The following is a 15,664-nucleotide window of genomic DNA, read 5'->3' on the forward strand; positions in this document are numbered from 1 at the left end:
AGGGGCGGCAGGCACTGCCTTGATGCTCCTGGCCGTGTCCGGTGGCATGAGTTCGACTGTTGCCGGCGAGACCGCCGAGGCCTCCGGCCCGTCGTCGACCTCACCGACTCGAGCCGCGGAGTTGCCCCAGATCGACCCAACCAGCACGCTGCTGTGGTCGAACCTGCTCTCAGCATCCACGTCGGCTCAGACGGCGGACGCGCAGGCCGCCACCGCCTCATACACGTCGCGCACCTCCACGGTCACGCCGGCCATCGGCGGTCACTTCGCCACGGCGCACGGCTCCCTGTCCGGGACCGTCGTCCTCTCCCCCGCACAACAGGAGCTGCTGAGGAGGAAGGCCGGCGAGGATGTTCCCGGCGGTGTTCACCAGGGCTCGCTCGAGGGCGTCGACCTCGTCATGGAACATCCGGTGGCGGGGCTCTTCACCCTCAGCTCGTCGTTCGGTTGGCGTATCAACCCCACGAACGTCGGCCCCGCAGTCCAGTTCCACATCGGCCAGGACTACTCCGTGCCGTGCGGCACCCCGGTCCGAGCGTCGACTTCGGGGACCGTGAGTTTCGCCGGTGACCGGGGAACGTCCGGCCTCCGCATCGACCTCCAGCACGACGGCGGCGTGGGCACGGCCTATCATCACAATTCCGTGCTCTTGGTCGAAGAGGGCGACACCGTCGAGCGCGGCGATGTGATTGCCCTGGCCGGCACGACCGGCAATTCCACCGGCTGTCACGTCCACTTCGGCGTCACTCTGGATGGCCAGTACGTCAACCCGGCGCTGGTGCTTCCCGCCAGCGGTGGCGCTCCCCAGGCACTCACCGCCGAGGACATCCAACGAATCCGTCAGTCCGCTGAGAAGAGCCCCGCCGGAGCCACTTTAACGTCGCGCGGCGGCCAGCGTTCCGAGGACCCGGGCACCTCGAACCCGACGAAGTCCCCCCACTCGTCACAGCCCGGGAAGCAGAGCAAGCCAAGCGCCACACCACGCAAGACAGACAAGACAGACAAGACAGACAAGCCAAGCAAGCCAGCCTCCACGGGGTCGACGAAGCCGTCCTCGTCGCCCGGCACGAAGCCGGACACCTCGTCCGGCCAGAAGACGGAAACCACGCCGACGCCGGTCAAGCCGAGCAAGCCGTCGTCGCCGTCCTCGAAACCGACGCCAACTCCCAAGCCCACGCCGACTCCCAAGCCCACGCCGACTCCCACACCAACGCCCACGCCGACTCCCACTCCGACGGAGCCGGCGGAGCCTGAGCCCACCACACCAGCTCCAGAGCCCAGTGAGTCACAACCCACCGAACCGGCAGAGCCCACGACTCCGGCCCCGAGTGAGCCGGCACCAGAGCCGACGGAGCCGACGCCGGAACCGGAACCCAGCCAGCCGGAAGAGGACACTCCGGTGACGGCACCGGAGTCACTGACGGCGGCCGAGGCCGCGCAGTGGTGCCGAGTCCTCGACGCCGACGACGAGCCGACCATCACGGTCGACACGATCCTGACCGAGACCGTCGCCGTCCTCGGTGCCGACGGTCAGCCGGAGTTGGTGGACGCCACGACGCTGGATACGGTCGGCCCGTCCACCGCGTGGCTCGAGTCTCTTCCGGCGTGTTCGGACGAGGAGTTCCAGGCATCGGCCCTCGAGGTGCAGAAGGCCGGTTGATAGACGCCCTACAGTGGTGCGCATGACTGATCAGCACCGCCTGGCCCCGGGCGACACGGCCCCCGCGTTCACTCTCGAAGACCAGAACGGCAACACCGTCTCACTGAGCGACTTTGCCGGTCAGCAGGTCATCGTGTATTTCTACCCGGCTGCCGCGACGCCGGGGTGCACCACTCAGGCGTGTGACTTCCGTGACAACTTGGAATCGTTCACCGCGGAGGGGTTCTCCGTACTGGGCGTCTCTCCGGACGGTCCTGCCAAGCTGAGGAGTTTCGCCGAGAAGGAAGGGCTGACGTTCCCTTTGTTGTCTGACGAGGACCACGCGGTGGCGGAGGCCTACGGTGCCTGGGGAGAGAAGAAGAACTACGGCCGAACCTACGAAGGCCTGATCCGTTCGACCGTGGTCGTCGGACCCGACGGCACCGTGCAACTGGCCCAGTACAACGTCCGGGCCACGGGTCATGTCGCCAAACTCCGCAGGGATTTGGCACTCGCCTGACCCGGCACGGCCCAGACCGGCTAGCGGGTAAGATGGGCCGTTGTTGTCCCTGTCCGCCGCCTGCGGAGGACCGGGGCTCGCGGGCGTGGCGAAATTGGCAGACGCGCTGGATTTAGGTTCCAGTGTCCTCGGACGTGGGGGTTCAAGTCCCCCCGCCCGCACCAGTCGTACTTCAGGGAGGCTCGGACGGTGGACATCTCACGCCGGACCGTCATCTCCTCTCTCGCCGCCGGTCTGGCTCTGCCGCTGGCCGGGTGCGCCGCGGAGATCCGCAGCGAGTCTCTGCCGGACACGGCCGACCCCACCCCGACGCCCACGGCTCCGCCCGCACCCGACACCGTTCCGGTCACGATCGGTGTGCCCGCACTGCCGCAATCGCTCGACCCCGCTTTGGCCGTGGACGCCGAATCGCATCGTAGTTCCCGTCAGGTCCTGGAGACCCTGCTCGGGGTGGACCCGAACACCGGCGCCCCGATTCCTCGACTGGCCAGTGACTGGACCGTCACCAAGGATGGTCTGCGCTATACCTTCTCCCTGACGCCAGACGTCGTCTTCCACGACGGGACGCCCCTGACTGCAGAGCTGGTGGCAGCGAATTTCGATCGGTGGTTCCGTCTGCCTCAGCTGTTGGGTGAGGAACGGATGGCGCAGCTGCCGCGCCTGCCCTTCGCCTCCGTGTTCGGCGGCTTTGCCGGCGATGAGGACTGCCGCTACGTCGAGTGCCAGGCGATCGGCGATCGGACCGTCACACTGCTGCTGACGGAACCCATAGTGTTCCTCGCGGCCGCTCTCACCTCTCCGGCCTTCGCCTTGAGTTCCCCGGATTCCTGGGCAAGTTTCGACGATGCTCTGGACGGGACACCGGCCGATGAGCTGCCTCCGGCCGCACCCGCCGGAACGGGACCCTTCCGGTGGAGTGACCGGGAGGGTCCACTCGAGGATCGACTGGTGCTCGAGGCGGACCCGGGCTATCGCGGTAAGCCGTCCATCATCGGACCAGTGGAACTGTCCGTGGTGGCCGGAGCCCGCCAGCGTCTTCGTGAACTGCGCCGGGGCCGTCTGGACGCCTTCGATTACGTCACTCCGGAAACGCTGCGTCCGCTCGTGCAGGGCGGCGCCCAGGTGCTGCAGCGTGACCCCTTCTCGGTGCTGTACCTCGGGATGAACATGAACCATCCCATTCTGAGTCAGCTCTATGTCCGGCAGGCCGTGGCCCATGCCGTGGACCGCCGTGCCCTGGCTCAGGAGTATTTCCTGGAAGGCTCCTCGCCCGCGGACGAATTCGTGCCGCCGTCGTTGGGAGTGGCGAACCCGGAGCTGACCACGTACGACTACGACCCGGACCAGGCCACGGAGTTGCTGGGACTGGCCGGGTACCGCGGGGAGCCGTTGGACTTCCTGTATCCTGTGGAGACCTCACGGCCCTATCTGCCCTCCCCCGAACCCGTGTACGCCCGGCTGGCCGAGGACCTCGCAGAGGCGGGCTTCGTGCTCAATCCGGTGCCCATCCCGTGGAACGAGGACTACCTGAAACGGGTGTCCTCCAGCACTGACCACGCCTTTCACCTGTCCGGAAGAACGGGCGAGTACCGCGATCCGCACCACTTCCTCGAGCCGCTGTTCGGTCACCACTCAACCGAGTTCGGATACGAGAACGCCTTGGTCGTCGAATCACTGCACCGAGCCGTGTCCAGGACCAATTCGGATGCGCGCACGGCCCAGTACCAACGCGCCGCGGAGTCGGTGGCGTTGGATCTTCCCGCCCTGCCACTCGTGTATCCGATCTCGGCTGTCGCCTCGGGTCACACGCTGATGTCCTACCCGACCTCCCCCGTACTGGACGAGCGCTTCGATCACATCGTCCCCGTGGAACAGCCGGGCTCGAGCCGGTAGTAAAGTCGGGGGAGAACCCCATTTCCGCCACCCTGGGAGAGAAACGTGAGCCAGCAGTCTGCCGCAACCACCTACGACGTAGTCCTGGTGGGAGGCGGCATCATGAGCGCCACGCTCGGGACCTTCTTGAAGCAGCTTCAGCCGGACTGGTCGATCGCCCTCTACGAGAACCTCAATCAGGCCGGCCTCGAGGCCTCTGACCCCTGGAACAACGCGGGCACCGGCCACGCCGCGCTCTGCGAGCTCAACTACTCGCCCATGGGCCCTGACGGGAAGGTCGACCCGACCAAGGCCGTCGGCATCAATGAGCGCTTTCAGATCTCGCGCCAGTTCTGGTCCTATCTCGTCAACGAAGGCAAGCTCGGCGATCCCAAGACCTTCATCAACCCCCTGCCGCACATGAGCTTCGTCTGGGGCGACGAGCACGCGGATTACCTGAAGACCCGCCATGAGTCGCTCAGCCAGCAGCCGCTGTTCGAGACCATGGAGTACTCCGAGGACCCGGACACCATCCGCGACTGGGCGCCGCTGCTGATCGACGGGCGCCAGGGCGGCCAGCGCATCGCCGCCTCCCGTCAGACCAACGGCACGGACGTGGACTTCGGATCACTGACCCGCCAGTTGACCACCAACCTGGCCAACTCCGGCGTGGACGTCCGCTTCGGCCACAAGGTCACCTCGGTGGATCGCGGGACGGACGGACGCTGGGAGCTGAAGGTCAAGAACAAGGCCGCCGGCGAGACCTTCACCGCCCGGGCTCGTTTCGCCTTCCTCGGGGCCGGCGGTGGCGCCCTGCATCTGCTGCAGTCCTCCGGCATCCCGGAGGCCAAGGGCTTCGGCGGGTTCCCCGTCTCCGGACAGTTCCTCAAGTGCACTGACGAGTCCGTCATCAACCGGCATATGGCCAAGGTGTACGGTCAGGCGGCGGTGGGAGCACCGCCGATGTCCGTGCCCCACCTGGACACCCGGTTCGTGGACGGCCGGCGTTCGCTGCTCTTCGGGCCCTACGCCGGATTCTCGACCAACTTCCTGAAGTCCAGTTCCTACCTCGACCTGCCGTTCTCGGTGCGGACCCACAACCTGTTGCCGATGCTCAACGTGGCCAAGGACAACGTGGACCTGGTGAAATACCTGCTGACCGAGCTCACCAAGAACCAGGCCAAGAAGGTCGAGGCCCTGCGCAACTTCTACCCCGAGGCCGACGGCGGCGACTGGGAGATGATCACCGCCGGACAGCGCGTTCAGGTCATGAAGAAGGACCCGAAGAAGGGCGGCGTGCTCCAGTTCGGCACCGAGGTGGTCACGGCCGCCGATGGAACGATCGGAGCCCTGCTGGGTGCCTCACCCGGCGCCTCCACAGCGGCCCCGATCATGGTCGACCTGCTCAAGAGCTGCTTCCCGGCACAGACGGACGCCTGGACTCCGAAGCTGAAGGAGATGATCCCCTCGTTCGGTCGCAGCCTCAACGAGGACCGGTCCCTGATGAACGAGGTCGAGCAGGCCACTTCCGCAGCGCTCAAGCTGGGCTGACCCGCCGCTGCTGATGGGTGCCTTGGCGCGGTTATCACTGTCCAATCGGGCACTCATCGCCCTGGTCACCGTCTTCACGGCGGTGTTCGGAGCACTCACGGTCGGTCAGCTCAAGCAGGAGCTGATTCCGTCTCTGGAGCTGCCGGTCGTCTCCGTGTCCACGGCCATGCCCGGCGCCACGCCGGATGTGGTCGACAAACAAGTCGGCGAGCCCCTGGAAACCTCCCTGCAGGCCGTCGAGGGTCTCGAGTCCACGTCGTCGACGTCGGTCACCGGCCTGAACACGATCGCCTTGCGGTTCGAGTACGGCACCGACTTGGACCGTGCCCGCGCTCAAGTGGACCGGGCCGTCGCCAACACCGCCGAACAGTTGCCCGAGGACACGGAGACGACGTCGTTCGCCGGTTCGATCTCCGACTTCCCCGTGGTGTTCATGGCCGTGGGGTCGGCCGATGAGGACCGCGAGCTCAATGAGCTGAGGTCCGAGGCCGAGCGCCTGATCGTCCCACGGCTGGAGAAGATCGACGGCGTGCGCAGCGCTGCGGTGACCGGCGGCACCGACCAGCACATCGCCGTCCTGCCGGATCAGGCCGAGCTTGCCGCGGCGGGGCTGACGACGTCGGACATCTCCACCGCCTTGGAGGAGAACGCGGGGCTGTTCCCCATCGGGCAGATCACCGGGGACAGGCTGACCCTGCCGGTTCAGGCCGGAGCGCCGATTGAGTCGCTCGACGACGTCCGGGACGTGGTGCTCGTCGCCGAGGAGTCCGACGCCCCCTCGACCGGGACTGAACCCGTCCGGCTGGGTGACGTGGCCGGCGTCGAGATCCGGGATGACGAGCCGGACTCCATCACCCGGACCAATGGCGTCGACACCCTCGGGCTGTCGGTGACCAAGACCCCCGATGCAGACACCGTGACCCTGTCCCATGCCATCAATGACCTCATCCCCGAGCTGGAGACCCAACTCGGTGGGCAGTCGAATATCACGGTGGTGTTCGACCAGGCTCCGTTCATCGAGGAGTCCATCGACACGCTGGCGGTCGAGGGGCTGCTCGGACTCTTCTTCGCGGTGCTGGTCATCGTCGTCTTCCTCGCTTCGGTCCGGTCGACCCTCGTCACCGCGGTCTCCATCCCCCTGTCGCTGCTGGTGACTCTGATCGGGATGCGGGCCTCGGACTACTCACTGAACATTCTCACCCTCGGCGCCCTGACGATCTCCATCGGACGAGTGGTGGACGATTCCATCGTGGTGGTGGAGAACATCAAGCGGCATCTCGAGCTGGGCAAGGACAAACGCACGGCGATTCTCGACGGCACCCGTGAGGTCGCCACCGCCATCACCGCCTCCACCCTGGCCACGGTGGCAGTCTTCGCCCCGATCGCCCTGGTGGGCGGCATGGCCGGCGAGCTGTTCCAGCCCTTCGCCCTGACCATGACGATCGCGCTGGTCGCTTCGCTACTCGTCTCGCTGACGATCGTTCCGGTGCTGTCCTGGTGGTTCCTGGGCCGTGTTGCCGAGAACAAGCCACAGCCCGCTCGGAAGCACGCCGCCCACGCATCCGCACAGCCGAACTCGCTCGGAACGCCCAGCCGGCTCGGCCCGCTGCAGCGCATCTACCTACCGGTCCTGCGATCCACCGTGAAGCGTCCGGCGATCACACTGGTCACGGCAGTTCTGGCTGGGTGGGACCGCGGCCGCCGTGCCATTGGTCCCGACGAATCTGTTGGGCGACACCGGACAGAACACCTTCACGGTCACCGCCACGCAGCGACCGGGATCCTCGCTCGAGACCACCGCTGCGGCGGCCACGAAGGTCGAACGGGTCCTGATGGACGTCGGCGGCGTGCAGGACGTGCAGTGGACCGCCGGATCCTCCGGCGTGATCCCCGGGATGAACGGCAGCTCCGACGAGGCGACCTTCACCGTGCTGACGGACAGTGATGCCGACCAACAGACGATCCAGCATCAGGCCCGGTCCCGGCTGAATGACCTCCGGGGCGCGGGCGAGATCGCCGTCTCGACGGCCAGCGGGATGGGTATGTCATCGGATGTGGAGGTGGAGATCTCGGCACCGACCCCCGACCTGCTGCGCCAGGCCAACGATGCCGTCCTGGAGGCCATGACCGGGATCCAGGGCGCTCGGGAGGTCTCCTCCAACCTCTCCTCTGCCCGCCCGGCCTTCGACGTGGATGTGGACCGACTCGCTGCCGCGCGCTACGGGCTGACCGAGGAGGCGGTGGCCGGACAGGCCGCCGCCGCCCTGAACCCAGTACCTGCCGGCACCGTCCGTCTGGACTACAGGGACTTTCCCGTGCAGATCGGCGATCCCGAGCCCGTCACCACGCTGGGACAGCTCCGAGAGGTGGAGATCGCCACCGCAACCGGTCCGGTGCCGCTCTCGGACGTGGCCGAGGTCACTCAAGAGCAGGTGTTGTCCTCGGTGTCCTCCTCGAACGGGGACCGCATCGCCGTGGTCACCGTCACCCCGGACGGCAGCGACCTCGGCACCGTCTCCGCCGAGGTGGCAACCATCGTGGACGACCTGGAACTTCCCGAGGGGGCCCAGGCAGACCTGGGCGGTGCGGCGACCCAGCAGGCGGAGACCTTCCAGGACCTGTACCTGGCCCTGATCGCCGCCGTCGCGATCGTTTACGTGATCATGGTGGCCACGTTCAAGTCGCTCATTCAGCCGTTGATCCTGTTGGTGTCCATTCCGTTCGCGGCCACCGGGGCCATCGGGCTTCTGCTCCTCAGCGGGATCTCCCTGGGCCTGCCCTCGCTCATCGGCATGCTGATGCTCGTCGGGATCGTGGTCACCAACGCCATCGTGCTCATCGACCTCATCAACCAGTACCGCCGCCGCCCCGGCTACACACTGCAGACGGCGCTCGAACACGGGGCGTTGAATCGTCTGCGGCCGATCGTGATGACCGCCATGGCCACCATCCTCGCGCTGATCCCGATGGCGCTGGGCATCACCGGCAGCGGTGGGTTCATCTCCCAGCCGCTGGCCGTTGTGGTGGTCGGCGGCCTCGTGTCCTCCACGCTGTTGACGCTCATCCTCGTGCCGGTGCTGTACCGGTTGGTCGAGGGATTCCGTGAGCGACGTCAGGCCCGGGCGGCCGGGGAAACCGGATGATCCGGCACCACCACCCGGAGCCGGGAGCCCTGTTGTGACTTGAGCACTTCGAGTCGATAGCCGATGTCCTGCTTCATCCGGTCCACGTGACTGACCACCCCGATGGTCCGTCCGCCGGCTTGCAGCCCGTCCAGGACGTCCATGACGTCGGCCAGGGTCGCGGTGTCGAGGGAGCCGAATCCCTCGTCGACGAACAGGGTGTCCATGTCCACTCCCCCGGCCTCGGCCTGCACCGTGTCCGCCAGCCCGAGGGCGAGGGCCAGCGACGCCATAAAGGTCTCGCCGCCGGAGAGGGTGTCCGCGGCCCGCTCGTCCTCCGTGTACCGGTCGAAGACAGTGATATCCAGTCCGCGCACGCCCCGGCCACCAGCGGAGTCGTCATGGCGAAGTTCGTAGCGTCCCTGGGTCATGCCCAAGAGCCTTTCGGTGGCCGAGGCGACCACCTCTTCCAGCCGTCCGGCCAGGACGTAGCTGCCCAGTGGCATCTTGAGTGAGTTCTCTCCGGCGCCCCGCACGAGCTTGAGCAGGGCCTCGGTCTCCTGTGACGCGGCCACCAGCTCAGAGGACCGTTCGGCAACCTCGTCCAGGATGCCGGTCTGCCGGCGCACCAGCTTCTGCAGAGACTCGAGGGCTCCCGCGCGCTCTGCGGCACTATCGCGTTGCAGCGCGGCCGCCTCCACCTGCTCCGAGTGCCGTCGCAGGTCCTCTGCGGACGGCGTCTCGGTGCCGGCCTCGACCAGCTCATGACCGCGCGTCACGGTGTCACTGCCCTGCAGCTCCGCCAGGGCGGCCGACTCCTGATCCCATGCGCGAATCCGTTCGGTCCGCTTCGTGGCCTCGTCCGGAGCCAGGATCGCCGCCCGCACCTGCTCCACGCTCTCGAATCGGCTCTCGTCGAGTTCCTGGGTCAGACTCTCGCTGGCCTGGCGCCCAAGGGAATCAGCCGTGGATTCACGGCGGACGGCGTCCAGAACGGCCTCCACGAGTGTTTTCGCTGTCTCCAGTTCCCGTCGCAGTGCGGCCAGCGAGTCACGGCTCCCCAGCGTTTCGGCCAGGGCGGTGGAGAGTCGATCGCGTTCTTCGACGGCTCCGGCGAGTTCAGTCCGGACGACGGCCAGCCGATCCCGCGCCGATTCCCACTGGGTGGCCAGTTCGCGTTGCTCGGCCTCATTGCGCTGCTGCTCGGCACGGGCCGACTCCAGCTCTTGGTGCGCCTGCTCGGCCTCGGCCACGGCGGCGTGTGCCCGGTTCAGCGCCTCCTCGGCGCCGGCGGGATCGAGGCCGCCGGCGCGCAGCCGGCTGTCCTCGGCCGTGCGACGGGCCCGGTCGACGTCGGCCTGGGCCTGTTCTCTTGCTGCCGTCGCCTCCTCCATGTGACGACGTGCCCGTTGATGCGCCGAGGACGACATCTCCTCACCCCCGGGGGCCGCTGGTCGGGGATGCTCGGGCGACCCGCACACCAGGCAGGGTTCACCCGGCTGCAGTTCCGCCGCCAGCAGGGATGCGGCGCCGGCCAACCGCTGCTCCACCACGGCATGCCAGTCATCCACCGCCTGGTGGGCGCGGTCTGTGGCAGCGTGTAGGGCCTTCTCCGCGGCCTGTGCTGCCGCATGGTCCTGCTGATGCGCCACCGCTGCCTCATGCCGTGCGGCGGCCTCCTGCGCTGCGACCCGGGCGGCTTCCAGGCCAGCCGCGGGCGAACTCAGGCGCTCGATTCGGGCAAGGAGTTCCTCGTGCTGAGCCAGGAGCGTCTCTCGGGAGGCCTGCGCGTCCTCGCTGACACGGGTCAGGTCCTCAAGGGACTGGTGCAGGCTCTCACAGCGCTGCTGCGCCTCCGCCAGTCGGGTGGCGTCATGTTCCCGGTCGGACAACCGGGACAGCTCCCGTTCGGCCTGCTGCAGCATGCCGGCGAACTGTTCTGGGGTCTGGACCTCCGACGGGCCGGTCGCGGCCCACTCGGCGCAGAGGGGATGAGTCAGCGCGTCCTGGATGGCCTGGTCGAGGAGCTCCCGCTCGCGTCGATGCGCCGCGGTGGCCCGGTCGGCCTCCGTGGCCCGCCGTTCCAGAGACCGGGCGGCCTGGTGGCGTTCCACCGCTGTGCGGTCCGCCTCCACCTGGCTGCGGAGGGTCTCATGCTGGTCGCGTCGGCGTTTCCAGGCGGCATAGGCGTCGAGGTCCTGTTGTTGCCGCACGAGGGCGTCGAGCCGACCCTGCGCCGCGGCGAGCTCGGTGACCGCCTGCTGCCGTTCGGCGTGTGAGGATTCCACCGCTTGGGCCACCACCGCCAGCGACCGCTCCGAGAGCCGCTCATCCGTCCACTCCTCCGGCCCCGAGAGGTCGTCCGTGTCCGGGCCGGTCTCCGACCAGTCCCGGCCGAGAGACTCGGTGAGCGAGGTCAGCAGTTCGGTGCGGGCTGCGGCCACCAGATCGCGGTCTCGCTGCACCGCCTGGACTTGCCGACGGTGCTGTTCGGCCAAGTGGGTCTCCACGCTGTCATACCGGCCGGTGCCGAACAGCTTGCGCAGGAGCGCTTCCTTGTCTGCGGACTTGGCTCGCAGGAAATTGGCGAACTCTCCCTGCGGCAGCATGGCCACCCGCATGAACTGATCGGCGTCCAGGTAGAGCTGCTGACGCAACAGGTGACCGATCTCGTCCGCGCGGACGGACACACCGACCCACTCGCCCGACCGGTGCTCCCGCAGCACGGCCCCGGCCTTCTCCTCGGTGAGACTGACCCCGTTCTTCGCTTTGCGCTTCGCCGGGCGCCAGTGCTTCGGCCAGCGACGGACCTCGAAGCGGCGGGCGCCGATGGTGAAATCGAGCAGTACCTCGGGCCGGGAGCCCAGTGGGGCCTGAGTGCTGGCCAGGGACTCAGCACTGCGACCGCCGGGCACCGAACCGTAGAGGGCGAAGCAGATGGCCGCCAGGACCGTGGACTTGCCGGCACCGGTGGGCCCGTCGAGCAGGAACAACCCCGCCTCATTCAGCTCGGCGAAATCCACGGTCTCCTGAGACGCGAAGGGACCGAAGGCCTGCAATTCCAAGCGGTGGATCCTCATGGCTGACTCCCCTCGCGCGTCTCCTCGAGGGCCGTGCGCAGCAGAGCCGTCTCCGACTCGCTGGGCGGCCGTTGGCGGACATGCTCCACAAAGCCCGTGCAGACGTCCAGCTCGGACCTCGCCCGCGCCAACCGGGCCGCGTACGTGGATTCCGCCCGGGGTGAGCCGCCCTCGGGTTCCAGAATGAAGTTGAGCAGCCCGTCGAAGCGCTCCTTCAGCCGCTGATAGGCCTGCGGCGGACGTACCGGGTCGGTCACCGTGACCTGACACCAGCAGTCCTGTGCCCAGGCGTGGTCCGGGCTGTCCAGCAGATCATCGATCCGCCCTCGCAGGACGGCCAGTTTCCGCCCGGCATCCCAGTCCACGGGCTCCACCCCGGTCACCTGGCCGTTGGCGGTGGACACCAACAGCCCGCCCTTGGTGTGCTCGGCCTCGGAGAAGGAGTACGGCAGGGGCGAACCCGAATAGCGCACGGTCTCGGCCATCCGCTGACGACCGTGCAGGTGCCCCAGAGCCGTGTAGTCGATCCCATCGAACACGGTCACCGGCACCTGCCCGAGGGTGCCCACGGCCATCTCCCCAGCTGCCGCCTCCCTGCTTGCCGTGTCCTCAGCGCCGATGTCCCGTTCACTGTCCGAACCGGTCCCGCCGGCCGCGAAGAGGTGGGCCATGGCGATCACCGCCGTGGCGGAATCGTCCTCGAACCGGGACCCGGCGTCCTGGCGCAGTCGCCGGACCGCCTCGGTCATCACCGCGGTGTGGTGGGGCTCCACCTCCCAGGCGGGTCCGGCGTGCCGCGGTTCCAGGTACGGGATGCCGTACACCGCGACCGTGCCGCCGTCGGGATCCTCCAGGACCACTGGAGCCCCGATCTGGTCCATCCGGGTCCGCACGTGCACCCCGGCTGCGGCCATGAGACGCCCGCCGAAACCGAGTCTGATCGCCGAATCGTGATTGCCGCTGGTGAGCACCACCTGTGCCCCCGCGTCGATGAGCTGGGCCAGGGTGGCGTCGAGCAGTTCCACTGCGTCCGCGGCCGGCAGCGCACGATCGTAGACGTCCCCGGCCACGAGCACCAGATCGACCCCTCGCTCCCGCACGGTGGCGGCCATCTGGTCCAGCACCTCGCGTTGCGCGTCCAGCATGCCCGTGCCGTGGAACGACCGTCCGAGGTGCCAGTCGGAGGTGTGCAGGATCAACATGACCACCACGTTATCGGCCACACCGGACGACATACGCCGCCGTCCACAGCCGGCGGACGTCCCGGATCCCTACGATGGCATTCATGAGCGACTCCCCCGCGTACCCCTCCCGCATCCTGGGCCTGCTCGCCGGCGGCGCCGCCGGAGACGCCCTCGGCTACACCGTGGAGTTCTCCACCCTGGCGCAGATCCAGGAACGGTACGGCGAGGGCGGCCTGACGCACCCCGTGCAACTCGAGGCGATTCGCTCGGGCCAGACCATTCCGGTCAGCGACGACACCCAATTGACCCTGTTCGTGCTCGACGGCCTCCTGGACTGGATCGAGTGGTCCAATGAGGGCTCGATGGCCGACCCCGCGGCGTGCGTGTGGCTGTCCTGCCTGCGGTGGTACCGGACGCAGACGGGACATCTCCCCGAGGGGGCTCCCGAGCCGCCGTCGCGATGGCTCGAGGACCACCGTGAGTTGCAGGTGCAGCGCGCCCCAGGCCAGGCATGCCTGTCCGGGCTGGGCTCGAAGGACATGGGTCTGCCGAGAAAGCCGCAGAATCCCCAGGCACGAGGCTGCGGAACGGTGATGCGGTCGGCGCCGTATGGGATGGTGCCCGGCCTGGAGGAGTCCACGGTGGTCTCACTGGCGCACCAGGGCGCCGTGCTGACCCACGGCCACCCCGCCGCGTGGACGTCCGCCGCCGCCTTCGCGCTGATGATCTCCCGCCTGATGGCCGGTCACGGATTCTCCGCAGCCCTCACCGCCGCGCTGGACTGGCTGGAGACCCTTCCCGACGACGGCGGCACGTCCGCCGCGCTCAGGATGGCCGGGCGGCTGGCCGGGCAGGTCGCCGGGCAGCCGTCCGGACAGCAGCAGTCCTTCCCCGTACCGGCCGAACTCGGCGCCGGATGGGTGGCCGATGAGGCGTTGGCCATCGCGGTCTACTGCGTCCTGGTGACCGAACCCGAGACTGCTCCGGAGCCGAGCGTCCATTTCCGCACCGCGCTGCACCTGGCCGTCAATCACGACGGGGACTCCGATTCGACCGCCGCCCTGGCCGGACAACTCCTCGGAGCCCGCTACGGCATGGAGATCTTCGTGGAGCGCTCGGTGCCGACGTGGATCGGCGAGCGCGACGTCGTCTCCGAGGCCGCCGAACGCTGGATCACCGCCACGACCTGAGAGCCAGCCGGCCGGTCACCGTCACGATCACAGGCCGACGCTGATGTACTTCGTCTCCAGGAACTCGTCGATGCCGACGAACCCGCCCTCGCGGCCCACTCCGGACTCCTTCACGCCGCCGAAGGGCGCCGCCGGGTTGGAGACCACCCCACGGTTCAGGCCGACCATGCCGGCGTCCAGGGCGTGGCTGACCCGGAAACCACGGGCGAGGTCGCTCGTGAAGAGGTAGGACACCAGGCCGAACGGGGTGTCATTGGCGCTGGCGACCGCCTCCTCCTCGGTGTCGAACGTGGTGATCGCGGCAACCGGGCCGAAGATCTCTGTGCTGCACAGCTCCGCCTCCGGCGGGACACCGGTCAGCACGGTGGCCGGGTAGAAGTGGCCGGGGCCCTCGGACGGATCCCCACCCAAGCGCACTTGCGCACCGCGGTCGGCAGCATCACGCACCAGCTCCTGGACCTTGTCCACGGCTGAGGAGTTGATCAGCGGACCGACGACCACGCCCTCGTCCACCCCTCGGCCCTGTGGCAATTCGGCCAGGCGCCGGGTCAGGCGATCAGCGAACTCGTCGGCCACGGAGCGCTGGACGAAGATCCGGTTGGCCGCCGTGCAGGCCTGGCCGATGTTGCGCATCTTGGCCTGCACCGTGCCCTCAACGGCGACGTCCAGGTCGACGTCCTCGAACACCAGCAGCGGAGCATTGCCGCCCAGTTCCATCGAGGTGCGCATGACCGTCTTGGCCGCCAACTCCAGCAGGCTCTTGCCGACGGGAGTGGATCCCGTGAAGGAGAGCTTCAGCGAGCGGGGATCCAGGATGAGCGGCGTCATCACGTCGTTGCTGCGACTGGTGGTCACCACGTTCACCACCCCGTCCGGGACCCCGGCCCGCTGCAGGATCTCGGCCAGGGCCAGCATGGACAACGGCGTGTGCGAGGCCGGCTTGATGACGGACGCGCAGCCGGCGGCGAGCGCAGGACCGATCTTCCGGGTTCCCATTGCCAGCGGGAAGTTCCACGGTGTGATGAGCAGGCACGGTCCGACGGGCTCTTTGGAGACGAGGAAACGGGAGTCCCCGGCCGGTGCCGTCATGTAGCCGCCGTCGTTCCGCACGGCCTCTTCGGCGAACCAGCGGAAGAACTCCGCCGCGTACGTCACCTCACCGCGGGACTCGGCCAGCGGCTTGCCCATCTCCAGCGTCATGATCAGGGCCAGCCGATCGGTCTCCTCGATCATCAGCTGATAAGCGCGGGTGAGGATCTCGCTGCGCTCGCGCGGCGCCGTCGCGGCCCAGGAGCCCTGTGCGGCCACCGCGGCGTCGAGGGCGGCTAAGGCCTCGTCGGGACTCGCGTCCGCCACCTCGGTCAGGACCTCACCCGTGGAGGGGTCCTCCACCGGCATGGTGCGGTCTGTGCTGGTCCACCGACCACCGACGAACAGTCCGGTCGGGACGGAATCGATGGCTGTCTTCTCCTGCTGCTGTGCGTTCACGAGTGACTCCTGACGGGA

At 68.1% G+C, this 15,664-nt stretch carries 8 protein-coding genes, 1 tRNA gene and 1 pseudogene; 7 read left to right on the plus strand and 3 right to left on the minus strand.

Annotated features, from left to right (window positions below):
• Nucleotides 1–46 precede the first annotated feature (46 nt).
• The 6 genes and pseudogenes from ACFQQD_RS10335 to ACFQQD_RS10360 all read left to right on the plus strand — a co-directional run bounded on the left by ACFQQD_RS10335 (nt 47) and on the right by ACFQQD_RS10360 (nt 8,725).
• Complete coding sequence (locus ACFQQD_RS10335; protein ID WP_378088960.1) at nt 47–1,660, plus strand: M23 family metallopeptidase; 1,614 nt, start codon at nt 47–49, stop codon at nt 1,658–1,660.
• Between the two features lie 22 nt (nt 1,661–1,682).
• Nucleotides 1,683–2,159: a thioredoxin-dependent thiol peroxidase gene (gene bcp / locus ACFQQD_RS10340; RefSeq protein ID WP_378088961.1), complete on the plus strand. Its 477-nt coding sequence runs from the start codon at nt 1,683–1,685 to the stop codon at nt 2,157–2,159.
• A 79-nt stretch (nt 2,160–2,238) separates the two neighbouring features.
• A tRNA-Leu gene (locus ACFQQD_RS10345) sits at nt 2,239–2,323 on the plus strand.
• A gap of 25 nt (nt 2,324–2,348) precedes the next feature.
• Complete coding sequence (locus tag ACFQQD_RS10350; protein WP_378088963.1) at nt 2,349–4,052, plus strand: ABC transporter substrate-binding protein; 1,704 nt, start codon at nt 2,349–2,351, stop codon at nt 4,050–4,052.
• Nucleotides 4,053–4,097: 45 nt separating this feature from the next.
• A complete protein-coding gene (locus tag ACFQQD_RS10355) occupies nt 4,098–5,582 on the plus strand; it encodes a malate:quinone oxidoreductase (RefSeq protein ID WP_378088965.1) in 1,485 nt (494 codons plus the stop codon).
• Nucleotides 5,583–5,595: 13 nt separating this feature from the next.
• Nucleotides 5,596–8,725 (plus strand): annotated as a pseudogene (locus ACFQQD_RS10360) (efflux RND transporter permease subunit).
• Here the strand turns inward: ACFQQD_RS10360 and ACFQQD_RS10365 are convergent.
• Nucleotides 8,695–11,784 (minus strand): AAA family ATPase, encoded by a 3,090-nt coding sequence (locus ACFQQD_RS10365; RefSeq protein WP_378088967.1) that lies wholly within the window; start codon nt 11,782–11,784, stop codon nt 8,695–8,697. The pseudogene ACFQQD_RS10360 and the gene ACFQQD_RS10365 sit on opposite strands and share 31 nt — an antisense overlap.
• The gene (locus ACFQQD_RS10370) at nt 11,781–12,986 is read right to left on the minus strand and encodes an exonuclease SbcCD subunit D (RefSeq protein ID WP_378090098.1); all 1,206 of its coding nucleotides are present in this window, start codon (nt 12,984–12,986) and stop codon (nt 11,781–11,783) included. Before ACFQQD_RS10370 ends, ACFQQD_RS10365 begins: the two co-directional genes overlap by 4 nt.
• Nucleotides 12,987–13,069: 83 nt before the next feature.
• Between ACFQQD_RS10370 and ACFQQD_RS10375 the strand changes: the two genes are divergently transcribed.
• A complete protein-coding gene (locus ACFQQD_RS10375; RefSeq protein ID WP_378088969.1) occupies nt 13,070–14,158 on the plus strand; it encodes an ADP-ribosylglycohydrolase family protein in 1,089 nt (362 codons plus the stop codon).
• A 27-nt stretch (nt 14,159–14,185) separates the two neighbouring features.
• Here the strand turns inward: ACFQQD_RS10375 and ACFQQD_RS10380 are convergent, their stop codons facing one another.
• The gene (locus tag ACFQQD_RS10380) at nt 14,186–15,646 is read right to left on the minus strand and encodes an NAD-dependent succinate-semialdehyde dehydrogenase (RefSeq protein ID WP_378088972.1); all 1,461 of its coding nucleotides are present in this window, start codon (nt 15,644–15,646) and stop codon (nt 14,186–14,188) included.
• Between the last annotated feature and the right edge of the window lie 18 nt (nt 15,647–15,664).

Origin of the sequence: Citricoccus sp. GCM10030269, assembly GCF_042665635.1 — a bacterium.
Taxonomy (GTDB): domain Bacteria; phylum Actinomycetota; class Actinomycetes; order Actinomycetales; family Micrococcaceae; genus Citricoccus.